Consider the following 15,838-nt stretch of genomic DNA (forward strand, 5'->3'; position numbering starts at 1 on the left):
GCGAAGGCTGGCCATGGTCGGTTCCCCACAAGTCCTGATCGAGGCGTTCGCCGATGGGCGACACGCCGACATGCTGGCGCGTCAACGCGGGGGCTTCATCAACCAGACCCAGGCCCTGTCGCGCGGGTCGGCCACGACCCTGGTCGACGTTCTGGTCGCGCTCTATCGCCAGATGGAGGAGCTGAAGTCGGAAGTGAGCCGGTTGAGGGGCGACGCGCCCGACGGCGATGCGGACTTCGTTGAGCGGCCCGGCGGCTTCTATGACGAGGCGCGCGGCGCCCAAGGGTTCGGCGGCGACCCCTCCAGGGTGGAACGGGACGCGCCGAGCGAACCCGTCATCCAGCCACGCCGGACCCGCATCCATGACGATGCGCCCGACATCTTCGCCACCGGTGCGCCGTCTCGCCACGCCGGGGCCTTGCAGGCGCTGATGCCGCACTACGCCGCCGCGGTGCGGTCGCGTAAGAGTCTGGTCCGTTTCGCCGAAGAGCGTGACGCGCGCTATGTCGCCGACGGTCGCCTGGTCGAGGACGCCTCCAGCGCCATGCTGATCGCCCTGCCGCTGGCGGGCGACGACTATGCGATCGTTCCGGGACCGGAACTCGCCTCGAACTTTTCCAGCATGTACGACGCCGAACGCTCCATGCCCGAGGACGCGCGGTGCGCGTTCCATTTTCAGGCCGACGGCAGCCGCAACCCCAAGCTGGAACGCGCGGGCCTAGGCCGCTTCAGCGACGGCCTGCTGGTCGTCTCTGAAAAGGGCGTCATCGGCGGCCTGCGGGACTAGAGTGGACGAGCCTTCTTGAACGGGAGCGGTCACCGCGCCCGTGAGCCGTTTTCAATGAAGCCAGCCCTTGTCCCGAAGCCCTTGGCGTCGTGATCGTGAGACGGGCACTTCCAACCCGTTGCTGAGGATCAGACAGTCCGCGTTGTTCGAGGTCTTGACGCTTCGCACCGCCTCGCGGGCCACCCACCAACTGCGATGAACACGTTGGCCCGCCGACCCAAGCGCGGCCTCCGCATCGCCCATCCGCATCAGGATCAGGGCGTCGCCCTTGGCCGTGAAGACGCGGAGGTAGTGGTCCTCCATCTTCATGCACAGAATGTCTCGCCCGAGCGTTGCGGGCAGCTTGTCCAGGAGCGGCGAGCGCAGGCCCGGCGCGGTTTCGGCGACCTTGGCGACGTCGCCGACCCGGCGGCCAGACAAAAGCGTGAGAACGATCTGCAAGGGAATGCAGAGGATCAGCACCGACGGAAACAACTGCCAAAAGGGCAGCAGCTTGATGTCGTCGTCGATGGCCGGCGCCGTGGCGTAGACGATCAGAGTGATCGGAACCGCTGCGACGACCGTGGCCACCGAAATCGCGATGTATTTCGGTACGCGGTTCTCACCGCCGATGGTCGAGACCGCCTCGCCGCAAGCGGTCAGCAACAGGGCGGCGACGACACTGGACCATGTCCAAAAAAGCAGACCTTGCCAGGGCGAAAATATCGCCCCCGTTTCATAGGGCGCGATGATGCTGAGCAGCGCGCCCGTCACGGCGCCCACGGCCACCGGCACGGCGAGCAGGCGCAAAGCCGGCCGACCGTCCTTGGATCGCGTCTCGCTGTTCACGTCGAACCCCACGTCTCGGCTCATAGATCAACCAAGACGGCGGGCCAACATCGGCGCTGGGTCTGATGTGGTGATTTCCAGACCGTTCGCGAAAATCGAAAACACCCCACGAAGCGTGAACGGCAGCTCACGAATTCGACCCTTGGCGGCACATGCGCCGCATCGCCAGATCGGCTGGCGGACGGCGACGACGCCCCGCTCCAGATCCCCCTAGGTGAACCCACGATGCGACGTATCGAACGACTTGTCTGTGTGCTGATGCTGGCCGCGCTGCCGAGCTGCACACATGCCCAACAGCCCACGGAGATGACCAAAGGGCGCTATGCCTTGACGCTGCGGGTCGAGGGCGTGCGCTCGGCTTCAGGTCAACTCCGCGCCGAACTGCTGGGGCGGTCCCAGGACGGCGAGGCGCCTCGGCGGATATCATTCGGCGTCCAGGACGCCGTGGCCGGGACCAATGTGATGGTGTTCCCCGACCTTCCCGCCGGAGACTACGCCGTCCAGCTTTTCCATGACGAGAACGCCAACGGCAAGGTCGACATGAACGTGATCGGCGTGCCCCTGGAGGGCTACGGTTTCTCGAACGTGCCCGTGGTGCAGGGGGGAATTCCTCCGTTCGACGTCATGAAGGTGAGCGTGGCCGCTGACGCCTCCGCCACGGCCGTTCTGGTCTATGCGCCATGAGCGGCGGCGCAGAACAGCCGGATCGACGCGCCTTCCTGGCCCTCGCGGCGGCGGCCGGCGTCACGACCGCCATGACGGCGACGCACGCGCAAGCCCAGGGCGGTGCGGCGCGATCCGCGTACGCCGATGCGACGGTCGTCGATCCGCGCCTCGTCGCCTTCAGCAACGGCCGCGAGTTGGACACGGCCCGTCTGGTTGTCGAGGGCGAGGTCCCCGCGGACCTGGCGGGCGGCTTCTTCCGCAACGGTCCCGCGATGTTCGAGCGGGAGGGCGTCCGGTACCGGCACTGGTTCGACGGTGACGGCTTGATGCAGCGGTGGCGAATTCACGACGGGGCCGTGAGCTATCGGAGCCGTTTCATCCAAACCTCGAAATATGCGCTGGAGAATGCGGCGAGCCGTTTCCTGTTGCCGGTGTCCGGGGGCGGGATCACGCCCACGGCGGCCTTTACCGGGGCGAACAGCACCAATCCGTCGAACACCAGCGTCATCAGCATGGGCGGCGAGACCTGGGCCTTGTGGGAAGGGGGAAGCGCCATGCGTCTGGACCCCGAGACATTGGACACCTTGGGCTTGGTTCGATGGAACAGCGAGATCGACGGCGCGCCGTTTTCCGCCCACCCCAGACGCGGCGATGACGGCCGACTGTGGAATGTCGGGTCCTTGGGTCAGCGCGTTCTGTTGTATCGGCTCGGGCGCTCAGGCGAACTGGAGAAATTCAAGATCCAGCCTCTGGGCCAGGAGGGCTATTTTCACGACTTCCTGTTGACCCGTCGGTCGCTGGTTCTGATCCAGTGTTCGACGCGGACACAGGGTGTTCGCTCCTTTGAAAGCGGCAGTTTCGGATCGCTGCGCGCCGCGCCGGACAAGCCCATGCGGGTGCATGTTTTCGACAGGGAGACGTTTGAACTCGTCCGAGAATCCGAGCTGCCGAGCGGTTTCGCCTTTCACTTCGGCAACGCCTGGGAAGAGGACGACGGTACGATCAATTTCGACATCGTCCACAGCCCCGACGGTGATCTGATGCTGGAATTCTTCAAGCCGATGTCTGGGCTGTTTCCCGCCTGGCAGGCCGTCTCGTACCGGGCGTCGTTGCCGCCGCGAGGCGCGCCCCGGTTTGAACGGCTGCAGGATCGGGTCGAGTTCCCCACGATCAATCCGCGGTTCGAGACGCGCAGGAACCGCTATGTCTATGCGACGGCCTTTCAGAACCCCGCGCGCCAGGATTGGTTCGATGCGGTCGTCAAGATCGATCTGGAGCGCGGCGGGAACCAGTATTTCGACTATGGTCCCGACTGGATGGTGGAGGAGCATGTCTTCGTGCCGAGACCGGGCGCCCAGGACGAGGATGACGGGTGGCTTGTCGGAACCGCGCTCAACTGGACGGCGCAGAAGAGCGCGCTGACGATCTTTGACGCCGCGCGCCCTGGTGACGGCTTCATCGCCAGGGCGTGGCTGGACACGCCCATGCCGCTGGGCCTGCATGGGCATTTCAGAACGGGCTAGGCTTGATCATCGACGGGAGACATCGGTGCGGCGTCTGTTCGCGGCGCCGCATCGGCCCTGGCGGGCGGTCGTATTGACGGTCGTGAAGGCCGGGTTTGACACATGACAAGAGCGATCCCGCCCTGACCCGCTATGGGCGGGCCATGATGTCTTCGACGATGAATCCGGCCGCCGCCCGCCAGGTCCCGACGGCCTTCGCCCAGCAGCATTTCCCCGGCGCGCGCTCCGAACATGCGCCATGGCTGCGCGACGAGATGCTGGCGATGCTGGATCACTGGTTCGACTGGCGAAAGCGCCGCTTCCAGTCGTCGGGCGAGACCGAGGAGCCGGTCGCGGCGGGGGTCGGTCATGATCGCCTTTCGGAGCGCCTGGCGGTCCTGCGCGAGGCCCTGACCGAAGAGACCCCGACCTTCACGCCGCGCTACATCGCCCACATGAAGTCGGACCTGTCGCTGCCGGCCATCCTGGGCTGGTTCGCGGCCATGCTGCACAATCCCAACAACACCTCGCGCGAGGCCAGCCGCGTCGGCAGCGTGATCGAGACCGAGGCGGTCGCCCATCTGGCGACGATGCTGGGCTATGATCCCGACCAGGCCCAGGGGCATTTCACCTCGGGCGGGACGGTGGCCAATTTCGAGGCCATGTGGCGCGCGCGCTATCGGCTGGATCACTGGCTGGCGATGGCGCTGCACATCAGCGAGACGCGAGGCGAACGGCTCGATCCGTTCGCGGCCGCGCACATGGGCTGGGACCGGTTCCGTGACCTGTGGCGCGAGCACGGCTTCACCGAGACCGAGTTGAAACAGGCCAGCGCCATGGCCAGCAATCCGCTGGACGTCGGCCGCCGCATCAGCCGCGCCTCGGGGATCGACTATCTGGGACCGGTGGTGATCGCGCCGGGCAATCGGCACTATTCGTGGAACAAGGCGGTCAATCTGTTCGGCCTGGGCGCCGAGGCGCTGTGGAGCGTGCGGCTGGACGCGCGCGGCAGGCTGGATCTGGAGGATTTCGAGCGTCTGGTGCTTCAGGCGCGCGACCAGGGCCGTCCGGTGCTGATGACGGTCGGCGTGGCGGGCACGACCGAGATGTCGGCGGTCGATCCGATCGACGGCCTGTTCGACCGGCTGGATGCGTGGGAGCGGGAATACGGCTGGCGCATCTGGCGGCATGTGGACGCCGCTTATGGCGGCTTCTTCCGCGCCCTTTTGGACGGGGCGTCCGAGGCGGCGCTGACGCCTGATGTGGTCGCGGCCCTGCGGGCGTTGCCGCGCGCCGATTCCATCACCATCGACCCGCACAAGCTGGGCTACATCCCCTATGCCTGCGGGGCCTTCCTGACGTCCGACGCCCAGAGTTACGCCGTCTCGGCCTTTGATGCGCCCTATCTGCATCGGCCCGAACTGGGGGCGGGCAAATGGGCCTCGACGCTGGAGGGGTCGCGTTCGGCGGCGGGCGCATCGGCGACCTGGCTGACGGCCGAGACGCTGGGGCTGGGTCCCGACGGCCTGGGCGCGGTCCTGGCCGGCACGATCGAGGCCCGGCGAGCGCTGGAAGATGCGGTGGCGCGAGCCGTGCCCCAGGCGCGGTTCCTGCCCGGCGACGCCAACATCGCCTGTTTCACCCTGGCCGAAGCGGGTGAGCCGCTCAGCGTTTCAAACGCCCGAACCGGGGCGGTCTTCGCCTATTTCCAGGAGTCTCCGGCCTTCGCCGTGTCGCGCACCACCCTGGGTCGCGATTGCGCCGCGCTGAAGACCGCCCATCTGGCCGGTCATGGCGGCGCCGATGACAGTGATGAGCTGTCGGTCATCCGTCTGGTGGTGATGAGTCCCTACTGGTGCGATCCTGTGATGCGCGATGAGATGGCGGCGCTGTTCGTCGCGGAACTGGCTTCGGCCCTGCAAGCGGTCGAGACCGCATCGGTGAAGGACTGATCGACATGATCCGGCTATCGGTTTCCTTCTATGGCGAGATCGCCGACCGGCTGGGGCGCGAACGCGCCATGGTCTTCGCCGCCGATGACATCACCGTCGGCGAGATCCGCGCCGAACTGGCCCGCCAGGACGAGGCCGCGGCGATCCTGCTCAATCCCCAGATCCGGGCGGCGGTCGATTCCATCGTCGTCGAGGACGACGCGGGCGTGAAATCCGGTCAGGATGTCGTCTTCTTCTCGATCGTTTCAGGGGGTTGATCGGTGGCGGTCGAGGCGCGGCTGGAGGCGGGGCGGCTGGACGCGGGCGCGGAGCTGGCGGCGTTCCTGACGGGGCGTGACGCCGACGGCGCGGTGGTGTCCTTCACCGGCCTGGCGCGTGGGCGCGGCAAGGACGGCGCGGCGGTGGAGCGGTTGCGGCTGGACTGGCACCCGGTGATGACGGCGCGGTCGTTGACGACCCTGGCCGATGCGGCCGCGGCGCGTTTCGACGTCAGCGACGTCCTGGTCGTGCATCGCGGCGGAGAGATCACGCCCGGCGAGACCATCGTCTTCGTGGCCGTCGCCTCGCCGCATCGGCGTCAGGCCTTTTTCGCGGCGGATTATCTGATGGATCGGTTGAAGACCGAGGCCATGTTCTGGAAACATGAGAGCGGTCCCGACGGCGGCCGCTGGATCGAACCCACCGAACAGGATCGCGCCGATCGGGCGCGTTGGAGCGACTGATGGCCGGAATACAGGCGGACCTGCCCTTCCACCCCCTGAACATCGCGGTGCTGACCGTGTCGGACACGCGCGACGAGACGACCGACACCTCGGGCGCCCTGCTGGCCGAACGGCTTCAGAGCGCCGGTCACGTCCTGGCGGGCAAGGTCATCGTCAAGGACGAGGTCGAGGCGATCCGCGCCCAGGTTCGGCTGTGGGTCGAGGACGAGGGGGTCGATGTGGTGATCACCACCGGCGGCACCGGCTTTTCGCCGCGCGACGTCACGCCCGAAGCGCTCAAGCCGCTGTTCCGGCGCGAGCTGGACGGGTTTGCGGTGGTCTTCCATATGGCCAGTCTGAAGACCGTCGGGGTCGCGACCTTGCAGTCGCGCGCCTTCGCCGGTCAGGCCGAGGACACCTTCGTCTTCTGCGTGCCCGGCTCGACCGGGGCCTGTCGCGACGCCTGGGACATGGTGCTGGCCGAAGAGCTGGACAGCCGCTTCAGGCCCTGTTCCCTGGTCGGTCAGATCCCGCGCTATCGGGGCATCTGCCCGTGAGCCTGACCCACCTGGACAAGGACGGGCGCGTGCGCATGGTCGATGTCGGCGACAAAGCCGCCACCCGCCGCGTCGCCGTGGCCGAAGGGCGGATCGACTGCGCGCCCGACACCCTGGCCCTGGTCGTCGAAGGCGCGGCGCCCAAGGGGGCGGTGGTCGCCGCCGCCGAGATCGCCGGCGTCATGGCCGCCAAGCGGACTTCCGACCTGATCCCGTTGTGTCATCCGCTGATGCTGGAAAAGGCGACGGTCGTGGTCACGCCGACGGCCGATCCGCCCGGTTTTCACGTGCGTTCAGAGGTGCGGCTGACCGGCGTCACCGGCGTGGAGATGGAGGCGTTGACCGCCGTGTCGGTCGCCTGTCTGACGCTCTACGACATGCTCAAGGCGGCGGATAAGGGCATGGTCATCCGCGACATCCGCCTGATCTCCAAGACCGGCGGCAAGTCCGGCGACTGGACCGCGCCGATCTAGCCCCTCGGCCCGTCAGGGCAGGGCGGGACGGGACCAGCTACGCGGCTTGGCGGGAACGGAGCATGAGGATGGGAATGAGGCGGCGACAAGGAACTCAAACTATCGTCGTCACCGCCTCACCATGGCTGGGGCGGGAGCAGGACCCGATCCAACCGGTCGCCCAGGCTCGGACCGGGGATGGAATCGAGCGCTCGACGATGGCCGAAACCCTAGTCGCTGTGGCCGAGCAGCGCCGTGATGAAGTTGCGATCCCCGCTTGATTGAAGGCAATCGTCGATGCGGGCCTTGCGGCTATCGCGGTGCGGCGTTTCTGAAGGACTTCATATGATTTCGCTGGATGAAGGGTTGTCGCGGGTGCTGGCGCGGGCGCGTCCGCTGGGTGACGAGCCGGTCGGATTGGAAACCGCCTACGGCCGTGTGCTGGCCGAACCGCTGACGGCGCGCGGCGATGCTCCCCGGGCGGCGGTGTCGGCGATGGACGGTTACGCCGTGCTCGACGCAGACCTGACGACGACGCCCGCGCGCCTGCCGGTCGTCGCGCGGATTTTCGCCGGTGCGGCGGACCCGGCGCCGCTGGAGGCCGGAACCTGCGCGCGCATCTTCACCGGCGCCCCGGTCCCGCCCGGCGCCGACCGGGTGGTGATCCAGGAACAGGTGCGGGCCGACGGCGACTGGGCCGTGTTCGAGGCGGCGCCCGGCCCGGCGCGTCATATCCGCGCGGCGGGGTCGGATTTTCGGACGGGCGACATCCTTGTGGAGCCGGGACGGCGGCTGGACGCGCGGGCGCTGGTCGCCGCCGCCGCCGCCGACCGGGATCATGTGCGGGTGCATCGCCGTCCGCGGGTCGTCATCCTGGGCACCGGCGATGAACTGGCCGAGCCGGGGCGGGCCTTGAAGACGCCCGGCGCCATTCCAGAAAGCGTCTCGTTCGGGGTCATGGGCCTGGTCCTGGCCTGGGGCGGCCAGGTGGTCGGCCGCCGTCGGCTTCCCGACGATCCCCAGGCCCTGGAGATCGCGGCGCGCCAGGCCCTGGATGACGCCGATGTGGTGGTGGTCACGGGCGGCGCCTCGGTCGGAGAGCGGGATTTCGCCAAGTCCATGTTCCCCGACGGCGCGCTGGACCTGATCTTCGCCAAGGTCGCGATCAAGCCGGGCAAGCCGGTCTGGTTCGCGCGCGCCGGTGATCGGCTGGTGCTGGGGCTGCCGGGCAATCCGACCTCGGCCATGGTCACGGGCCGCCTGTTCCTTGCGCCGCTGCTGGCCGGACTTTCGGGGCGCGATCCGCTTGAGGCCCTGGCCTGGCGCGAAGCGGCCCTGGGCGCGCCGCTGAAGCCTGTCGGCGACCGCGAGACGCTAGAGCGCGGCCGTATTCAGAACGGTCGCGTCGAGGCGCTGAGCGACCAGGATTCCGGCTCTCAGCGCGCCCTGGCGGCGGCCGACGTGCTGATACGCCGCCGTCCGTCGGCGCCCGCCGCCGAGGTCGGAGAGATGGTCTCGGTTCTGGACTTCTAGACTGGCGCCCGCGCGCCGAAACGCGGAAACAGCACCTCGTTCTCCAGGGTGATGTCGGCGTTCAAGCCGACGTCGAGCTGGGCGCAGACGGCGTAGAGGGCGCACCAGGCCGCGCAGGCGCCGGAGGGCGGGGTGAAGCCGTCGGTCAGGGCGCTCAGACCCTCGGCCAGATCGATCAGGTCGTCGTGATCGCGCCGCATCCGTGACAGCGGACCCGCCAGCGACGCCGCCGCGCCCGACAGCATCAGCGGGAACAGCACGGCCTCCTCCTTCTGCTGGTGATCCTCCAGATCGTCGCTGATCAGGAGCAGAAGGTCGGCCAGGCCGTGCGGACAGGCGTCGTGGACGGCGTGGGCGCGCTCAACCCGCGTCGCCAGTCGGATCGCCTTGGTCAGAAGCCGTCGATGCGCGGCGTGGCGTCGCACCAAGATGTTGGCGATCAGATCCTCGGTCGGCGGCGACGCCTGGGCCGGAATCGGGTGCGGCAAGGCCATCGGACGGCTCCTTTCGCGCCCAGATAGGCCTGAAGCGCGTGATCTGGATTGAGGCGGATCAATCGCCGCCTTGACCGAGTTCGTCGTCTCGCCTGCGCCGCGCGGCTTTCGGACGCCGCAGGGAATCAGGAAGCCTTGGGTCTCTTTTGACGGGAGCGAGACATGGCGTTCGACAACCCCCTGGCCGGTGAAATCTGGAACGGGAAATACCGCTTCAATCCGCGTGAAGGGGGCGGGGACGACACGGTTTCGGCGACCTGGGACCGCATCGCGGCGGCCCTGGCCGAGGCCGAACCAGCCAAGACGCGCGCGCGCTGGCGGGCGCGGTTCCGCGAGGCGCTGGAGGGCTATCGTTTCCTGCCGGCCGGTCGGATCATCGCCGGGGCGGGGACGGGGCGATCCGTCACCCTGTTCAACTGCTTCGTCATGGGAACCGTGCCCGACGACCTGAACGGCATCTTTGAACATCTGCGCGAGGCCGCCGTCACCATGCAGCAGGGCGGCGGGGTCGGCATGGACTTCTCCACCGTGCGGCCGGCGGGCGCGGCGGTGAAGGGTGTCGGGGCTGAGGCGTCGGGTCCGCTCAGCTTCATGGACGTGTGGGATTCGATGTGCCGCACCATCATGTCGGCCGGTCAGCGGCGCGGGGCCATGATGGGCTGCCTGCGCATCGACCACCCGGATATCGAAGCCTTCATCGACGCCAAGCGCGACCCGGCGCGGCTGCGCAATTTCAACGTTTCGGTGCTGGTCACCGACGCCTTCATGGCGGCGCTGGCGGCGAACGCCGACTGGCCGTTGACCTTCAAGGGTCAGACCTTCCGCACCGTGCGCGCCGCCGATCTGTGGGCGCGGCTGATGCGCGCCACCTATGACGCGGCCGAACCGGGGGTGATCTTCATCGACCGGGTCAACGCCGCCAACAACCTGGCTCACTGCGAGACCATCTCGGCCTCCAACCCCTGCGGCGAGCAGATGCTGCCGCCCTACGGCGCCTGTCTGTTGGGATCGATCAATCTGGCGCGCCTGGCGCCCCATCCGTTCGAGACCGGGACCGAGTTGGACGAGGCGGCGCTGGCCGATCTGACGCGCACGGCGGTGCGGATGCTGGACGACGTCATCGACGTTTCGCGCTTCCCCCTTCCGGCGCAAGAGGCCGAGGCCAAGGCCAAGCGGCGGATCGGCTTGGGGGTCACCGGCCTGGCCGATGCGCTGATCTTCTGCGGCGCGCGTTACGGCTCGGACGCGGCGGTCGCCCTGACCGAGCGCTGGCTGGGCGTCATCCAGCGCGAGGCCTATCGCGCCTCGGCCGAGCTGGCCGCCGAGAAGGGCGCCTTTCCCGACTATGATCCGGTGATGCTGGACCAGCCCAACCTGGCCCGTCTGGACGACGAGACCCGCGACCTGATCCGCAAGCACGGCCTTCGGAACGGCTGCCTGACCTCGATCGCCCCGACCGGCACCACCTCTCTGCTGGCCGGCAACGTCTCGTCGGGCATCGAGCCGGTGTTCGCCTTCGACTATGTGCGCAAGGTGCTGCAACCGGACGGTTCGCGGCGCGAAGAGGCGGTCCAGGACTACGCCCTGTCAGTCTGGAAGCGGGTGAAGGGCGACGACGTTCCGCTGGACCCCGCCTTCGTCAGCGCCCAGACCCTGACGCCGATGGATCACCTGCGGATGCAGGCCGCCGCGCAAGGCCTGGTCGACAGCTCGATCTCCAAGACCATCAACTGCCCCGAGGACATCAGTTTCGAGGCCTTCGGCGACGTCTATGTCCAGGGCTTCAACATGGGGTGCAAGGGTCTGACGACCTATCGGCCCAACGCCATCACCGGTTCGGTGCTCAGCGTGGCCGAACCGGCCGCCGCCGCCCCGGTCGTCGCTGCGCCGCCGCTGGAGCCGCGCCCGAAGCGGCTGACCGGATCGACCTATAAGGTGCGCTGGCCGCTGGACGCGCACGCCGTCTATGTGACCATCAACGACATCGAGGGCGACCAGGACGGGCCGCGTCCGTTCGAGATCTTCGTCAACTCCAAGAACATGGCCCACTACGCCTGGACCGTGGCCCTGACGCGGATGATCTCGGCGGTGTTCCGGCGCGGCGGCGACGTCGGCTTCGTGGCCGAGGAGTTGAAGGCGGTGTTCGATCCGGCCGGAGGGGCGTGGATGGACGGCGCCTACATCCCCTCGATCCCGGCCGCCATCGGCGACGTCATCGCCCGCCACATGGGCATCGACGGCCAGGCCGTTGAACCGGCGCCCATGGCCGTCGCCGAGACGCCGCCGACGGCGTCGCGCCTCGCCTGTCCGCAGTGCGGCACGCCTGGCCTGTTGCGCAAGGAGGGGTGCGACACCTGCCTGTCGTGCGGTTATTCGCGCTGCGGCTAGCCGCGGATGAGGAAACGGCCGGTTCCTTGATCGACGACAAGGAACCGGTTCGCGCCGGTCAAGTACGATCACGGACCCGTCCTCTAGAGTGAGGACCCGCCATCAATGGACGCCTGACATGAACACCGCCGCCGCGATGCGGGCCTATCAGGGACCCGCTCTGTTCAGCATCGGTCTCAGGCCGTTCTTCCTGTTCTCGGCGATCTGGGCCGCCGTCGCGGTTCCTCTGTGGGTCCACGCCTTTACGGCGGGCGGCCCGGTGGGTCTGACCTGGCACGTCCATGAGATGCTGTTCGGCTATGCTGGCGGCGTCATCGTCGGTTTCCTGATGACCGCCGTGCCGAACTGGACCGGCCGGATGCCGGTGGTCGGGCCGCCCCTGATGGCGATGGTCGGGCTGTGGCTGGCGGGACGGGCGGCGATGCTGGCGACGGCGTTCAGCCCGGACCTGGCGGGGGCGGTCTGGCCCGCCGTGGTCGACAGCCTGTTCCTGCTGGCCATGGCGGGACTGATCTGGCGCGAGATCCTGGCGGGTCGGAACTGGCGCAACCTGCCGGTCGCCGTGATGGTCAGCCTGCTGGCCCTGTCCAACGTCGGCTTTCATGTCGAGGCGCATCTGACGGGCGGCGTCGCGCCGATCGCCACGCGCGCGGCCCTGGCCCTGATCACCATGCTGATCGCCCTGATCGGCGGGCGGATCACGCCCAGCTTCACCCGCAACTGGCAATTGAAGCGTCAGGGACCGCTGCCCGCCACCACGGGACGGTTCGACGCCCTGACCCTGGCGGTGACCGGCCTGGCCCTGGCCGGTTGGACGGCGGCGCCGGAGCAAGCCGTGGTCGGCTGGGCCATGACGGCGGCGGGGGCCTTGAACCTGATCCGCCTGGCGCGTTGGCGGGGCGAGGCGACGACGGCCGAGCCGCTGGTTCTGATCCTGCACCTTGGTTATCTGTGGCTGGCGGTCGGACTGGGCCTGGTCGGCGCCTCGGTGCTATGGCCGAACCTGATCGCGGCGTCGGCGGGAATCCACGCCCTGACGGCGGGCGCCGTCGGTGTGATGACCCTGGCGGTTATGACGCGGGCCGGACGCGGCCACACCGGCCGTCCGCTGGAGGCGGGCTGGACCGGATCGCTGATCTACATCCTGATCAATGCGGCGGCCCTGACGCGCGTCGTCGGCGGGCTGTGGCCGGCGCACTATCAGCCGTTGTTGATCGTTTCGGCGGGGCTGTGGTGTCTGGCCTTCCTGACCTTCGCCGTGGTGTACGGTCCCATGCTGGCCCTGCCGCGTCCGCGCGCCTAGAGCAAAGGCCTAGGCGTAGCGCGCCGTCGCTGTCGCCTTGACCAGGGCGACGACCGGGCGGCCCGGCGTCAGGCCCAGCGCCTGCACCGCCTGGGCCGTGACCAGGGACGTCAGGCCGAAGCCTTCGCCGCGCAGACGGACCAGTTGTCCGTCGGCCCAGGGTTCGACCGCCTCGACGCGCACGGCCAGACGGTTCTGGAAACTGGCGTCGGCTGGAGGCTGCAAGGCCAGGGCGACGTCTCGCGCATCGATCACGATCCGAACCCGATCCCCGGCCGCGACGTCCAGCCGGGGCGTGTGAAACAGCGCGCCGCCCAGGTCGACGGCGGCGACCGATCCCGCGCCGTCCGCCATGGCGCGTCCTTCGACCACCGAGATCGGCGCACCCAGGCCCGCCGCCTGGGCCGCCTCGGGCCGGGCGAAGGCCAGTTCCGGGCGACCGGCGTTGAAGACCCGCCCCTCGACGGCCAGCAACACTTCGTCGGCCAGGCGCGCGGCCTCGTCGACGGCGTGGGTGATGTAGAGGATCGGCGGTCCCGACCGCGCCAACCGATCCAGATAGGGCAGAATTTCGGCCCGTCGCGCGCCGTCCAGCCCCGACAGCGGCTCATCCAGAATCAGGACGCCGGGGTCGCCCAACAGGGCGCGGCCGATGGCGACCCGTCGGGCCTCGCCGCCGGACAGGGCGTCCGGCCGCTGCATCAGCCGACCCTCCAGGCCCAGCAGTCCGACCACCTCGTCGATCGGCGGCGATTGAACCCCGCGCCGCCGGGCGCCGTACAGCAGGTTGTCGCGCACGTTCAGATGCGGAAACAGGCGGGCGTCCTGAAAGACATAGCCGATCCGGCGACGCCAGGGGGGCAGGTCCAGTCGGGCCTGGGTATCGCACACCACCTCGCCGTTCAGCACGATCCGCCCCTTGGTCGGGCGCAGCAATCCGGCGATCAGATCGGCGGCCGTGGTCTTGCCCGAACCGGAACGGCCGAACAGCACGCTGACCCCGCTCTGGGCGACGAAGTCGGCTTGGAAACGAAAATCGCCGCGCGTCAGTTCGGCCTGGACCTCGATCATGGACGCCCCCTTCGGGCGGAGGCCCTGCGCGCCAGGACCTCGGAGGCGACCAGGGCCGAAATCGACACGGCGGTCGAGATCAACACCAGCCGAAGCGCCGCCGCCTCGCCGCCCGGAACCTGGGTCAGGCCGTAGATGGCCAGCGGCAGGGTCCGGGTTTCGCCGGGAATGCTGGAGACGAAGGTGATGGTCGCGCCGAATTCGCCCAGGGCCTTGGCGAAGGCCAGGACGGCGCCCGCGATCACGCCGGGCAGGGCCAGGGGCAGGGTGATGGTGAGGAACCGCACCAGGGGCGAGGCGCCCAGGGTCGCCGCCGCCCGCTCCAGTCCGGGGTCGGCCATGTCGAACGCCAGGTGGACCGAACGCACCATCAGCGGAAAGCCCATGACCCCGGCGGCCAGGGCCGCGCCGGTCCAGTCAAAGGCGAAGACCACGCCCAGCGGCTCCAGCCAGGCTCCGACCGGACCATTGCGCCCGAACAGCGCCAACAGGACATAGCCGGTCACCACAGGCGGCAAGACCAGAGGCAGATGGATCAGTCCCGACAGCAAGGCCCGTCCCGGAAACCGTCGTCGCGCCAACAGCCAGGCCGCGCCGACGCCCAGCGGCAGGCTGAACGCCACCGCCGTCACCGCCACCTTCAGCGACAGGGCGATGATCTCGATCTCGGCGGCGGTCAGCGTCATGGAGGCGGGGCAAATCCGTGCTGACGCAGGATCGCCTGGCCCTGGTCGCCCGACAAGAGATCCAGGAACGCCTTGGCCGCCTTGACCTGGGCGTTTGGCCCGACGACAGGCGCGGCGGGATAGACGATCGGGCTGTGCAGGGCGGCGGCGAATTCGGCGACGACGGCGACCTGGGGTTCGGCGCGGGCGTCGGTGGCGTAAACGACGCCCAGCGGCGCCTCGCCGCGCGCCACCAGGGCCAGGGCCGCGCGCACGTTCTCGGCTGGGGCCAGGCGCGGCTCCAGGTTCGGCCAGAGACCCAGCGCGGTCAGCGCCTCGCGGCCGTAGCGGCCCGCCGGAACGTCCGGCTGGGTCGTCGCCAACCGGCCGCCGTCGCCCAGGCGCGCCAGGACGCGACCGATCAGGCCCGGTCCCGGCGTCAGGTCCAGCGGCGCGACGTCGCCCTGGGCCGGGGCGATCAGGACCAGACGGTTGCCCGCGATATTCCGCCGGGCGGCGGCGTCGATCAGGTTCCGTTCCTGCAGCCGGTCCATCCATTCCAGATCGGCGGAGATGAAAAGATCCGCCGGCGCGCCCTGTTCGATCTGCCGGGCCAGTTGCGAGCTTCCCGCGTACACGGCGCGGGCCTGGCCCTTTCCGGCGCCGGCATGGGCCGCGATGACGGCGTCGAGGGCCTCTTTCAGACTGGCGGCCGCGAAGAGGGTGAGCGGACGTTCCGGCGCGCTGGGGCCGCGCGAACAGGACGCGGCCGCCAGGGCGGCGCCCGTGAAGGCCAACAGCGATCGACGCGACCAGACGGACGGTCTTGATGAGACGGACATGGCGATCTCTCCCAGCGGCGGCGTCGCCGTATCACGGCGCCGAGTGATGTCTGACCTCATTTGGCGTCTTGACGATTGATCATGGTCAAGTGTCGAT

The 15,838-nt window shown here is 68.8% G+C and carries 16 protein-coding genes; 11 read left to right on the forward strand and 5 right to left on the reverse strand.

Annotation, left to right across the window (positions count from 1 at the left end; genetic code table 11):
• Positions 1 to 13: 13 nt before the first annotated feature.
• Positions 14 to 787 carry a hypothetical protein gene (locus V7D63_RS03110; protein WP_333590790.1) on the forward strand — a complete coding sequence of 258 codons (774 nt, stop codon included), beginning with the start codon at positions 14 to 16 and terminating at the stop codon, positions 785 to 787.
• A gap of 51 nt (positions 788 to 838) precedes the next feature.
• On the opposite strand, the gene V7D63_RS03115 is transcribed toward V7D63_RS03110, so the two are convergent.
• Positions 839 to 1,627 (reverse strand): LytTR family DNA-binding domain-containing protein, encoded by a 789-nt coding sequence (locus V7D63_RS03115; protein ID WP_333590791.1) that lies wholly within the window; start codon positions 1,625 to 1,627, stop codon positions 839 to 841.
• 294 nt (positions 1,628 to 1,921) lie between these two features.
• Between V7D63_RS03115 and V7D63_RS03120 the strand changes: the two genes are divergently transcribed.
• The 8 genes from V7D63_RS03120 to V7D63_RS03155 all read left to right on the forward strand — a co-directional run bounded on the left by V7D63_RS03120 (position 1,922) and on the right by V7D63_RS03155 (position 8,978).
• Positions 1,922 to 2,299: a DUF2141 domain-containing protein gene (locus tag V7D63_RS03120; RefSeq protein ID WP_333590792.1), complete on the forward strand. Its 378-nt coding sequence runs from the start codon at positions 1,922 to 1,924 to the stop codon at positions 2,297 to 2,299.
• A complete protein-coding gene (locus V7D63_RS03125; protein ID WP_333590793.1) occupies positions 2,296 to 3,804 on the forward strand; it encodes a carotenoid oxygenase family protein in 1,509 nt (502 codons plus the stop codon). Before V7D63_RS03120 ends, V7D63_RS03125 begins: the two co-directional genes overlap by 4 nt.
• A 95-nt stretch (positions 3,805 to 3,899) precedes the next feature.
• Positions 3,900 to 5,735, forward strand: coding sequence for a pyridoxal phosphate-dependent decarboxylase family protein (locus V7D63_RS03130; RefSeq protein ID WP_333590794.1), 1,836 nt, complete (start codon positions 3,900 to 3,902; stop codon positions 5,733 to 5,735).
• 5 nt (positions 5,736 to 5,740) lie between these two features.
• Entirely contained in the window at positions 5,741 to 5,992 is a 252-nt protein-coding gene (locus V7D63_RS03135) for a MoaD/ThiS family protein (RefSeq protein WP_333590795.1), read from the forward strand.
• Between the two features lie 3 nt (positions 5,993 to 5,995).
• Complete coding sequence (locus V7D63_RS03140) at positions 5,996 to 6,457, forward strand: molybdenum cofactor biosynthesis protein MoaE (protein ID WP_333590796.1); 462 nt, start codon at positions 5,996 to 5,998, stop codon at positions 6,455 to 6,457.
• The gene (moaB, locus tag V7D63_RS03145; protein ID WP_333590797.1) at positions 6,457 to 6,993 is read left to right on the forward strand and encodes a molybdenum cofactor biosynthesis protein B; all 537 of its coding nucleotides are present in this window, start codon (positions 6,457 to 6,459) and stop codon (positions 6,991 to 6,993) included. Before V7D63_RS03140 ends, moaB begins: the two co-directional genes overlap by 1 nt.
• Entirely contained in the window at positions 6,990 to 7,466 is a 477-nt protein-coding gene (gene moaC, locus V7D63_RS03150) for a cyclic pyranopterin monophosphate synthase MoaC (RefSeq protein WP_333590798.1), read from the forward strand. Before moaB ends, moaC begins: the two co-directional genes overlap by 4 nt.
• 324 nt (positions 7,467 to 7,790) lie before the next feature.
• A complete protein-coding gene (locus V7D63_RS03155) occupies positions 7,791 to 8,978 on the forward strand; it encodes a molybdopterin molybdotransferase MoeA (RefSeq protein WP_333590799.1) in 1,188 nt (395 codons plus the stop codon).
• On the opposite strand, the gene V7D63_RS03160 is transcribed toward V7D63_RS03155, so the two are convergent.
• Entirely contained in the window at positions 8,975 to 9,472 is a 498-nt protein-coding gene (locus V7D63_RS03160; RefSeq protein WP_333590800.1) for a hemerythrin domain-containing protein, read from the reverse strand. The two genes, V7D63_RS03155 and V7D63_RS03160, sit on opposite strands and share 4 nt — an antisense overlap.
• A 162-nt stretch (positions 9,473 to 9,634) precedes the next feature.
• Between V7D63_RS03160 and V7D63_RS03165 the strand changes: the two genes are divergently transcribed.
• Complete coding sequence (locus V7D63_RS03165) at positions 9,635 to 11,860, forward strand: adenosylcobalamin-dependent ribonucleoside-diphosphate reductase (RefSeq protein ID WP_333590801.1); 2,226 nt, start codon at positions 9,635 to 9,637, stop codon at positions 11,858 to 11,860.
• 118 nt (positions 11,861 to 11,978) lie between these two features.
• Positions 11,979 to 13,163 (forward strand): NnrS family protein, encoded by a 1,185-nt coding sequence (locus tag V7D63_RS03170; RefSeq protein ID WP_333590802.1) that lies wholly within the window; start codon positions 11,979 to 11,981, stop codon positions 13,161 to 13,163.
• Between the two features lie 9 nt (positions 13,164 to 13,172).
• Here V7D63_RS03170 and modC read toward each other — a convergent pair whose 3' ends face one another.
• From modC to modA, 3 genes are read right to left on the reverse strand one after another with little or no spacing between them, the layout of a single operon-like run.
• Positions 13,173 to 14,234 (reverse strand): molybdenum ABC transporter ATP-binding protein, encoded by a 1,062-nt coding sequence (gene modC, locus V7D63_RS03175; RefSeq protein ID WP_333590803.1) that lies wholly within the window; start codon positions 14,232 to 14,234, stop codon positions 13,173 to 13,175.
• Positions 14,231 to 14,920: a molybdate ABC transporter permease subunit gene (gene modB, locus V7D63_RS03180; protein WP_333590804.1), complete on the reverse strand. Its 690-nt coding sequence runs from the start codon at positions 14,918 to 14,920 to the stop codon at positions 14,231 to 14,233. The genes modC and modB overlap by 4 nt, the downstream gene beginning before the upstream one ends.
• Positions 14,917 to 15,741: a molybdate ABC transporter substrate-binding protein gene (modA, locus tag V7D63_RS03185; RefSeq protein ID WP_333590805.1), complete on the reverse strand. Its 825-nt coding sequence runs from the start codon at positions 15,739 to 15,741 to the stop codon at positions 14,917 to 14,919. Before modA ends, modB begins: the two co-directional genes overlap by 4 nt.
• Positions 15,742 to 15,838: the final 97 nt, after the last annotated feature.

This window comes from Brevundimonas sp., assembly GCF_036732845.1.
Taxonomy (GTDB): domain Bacteria; phylum Pseudomonadota; class Alphaproteobacteria; order Caulobacterales; family Caulobacteraceae; genus Brevundimonas.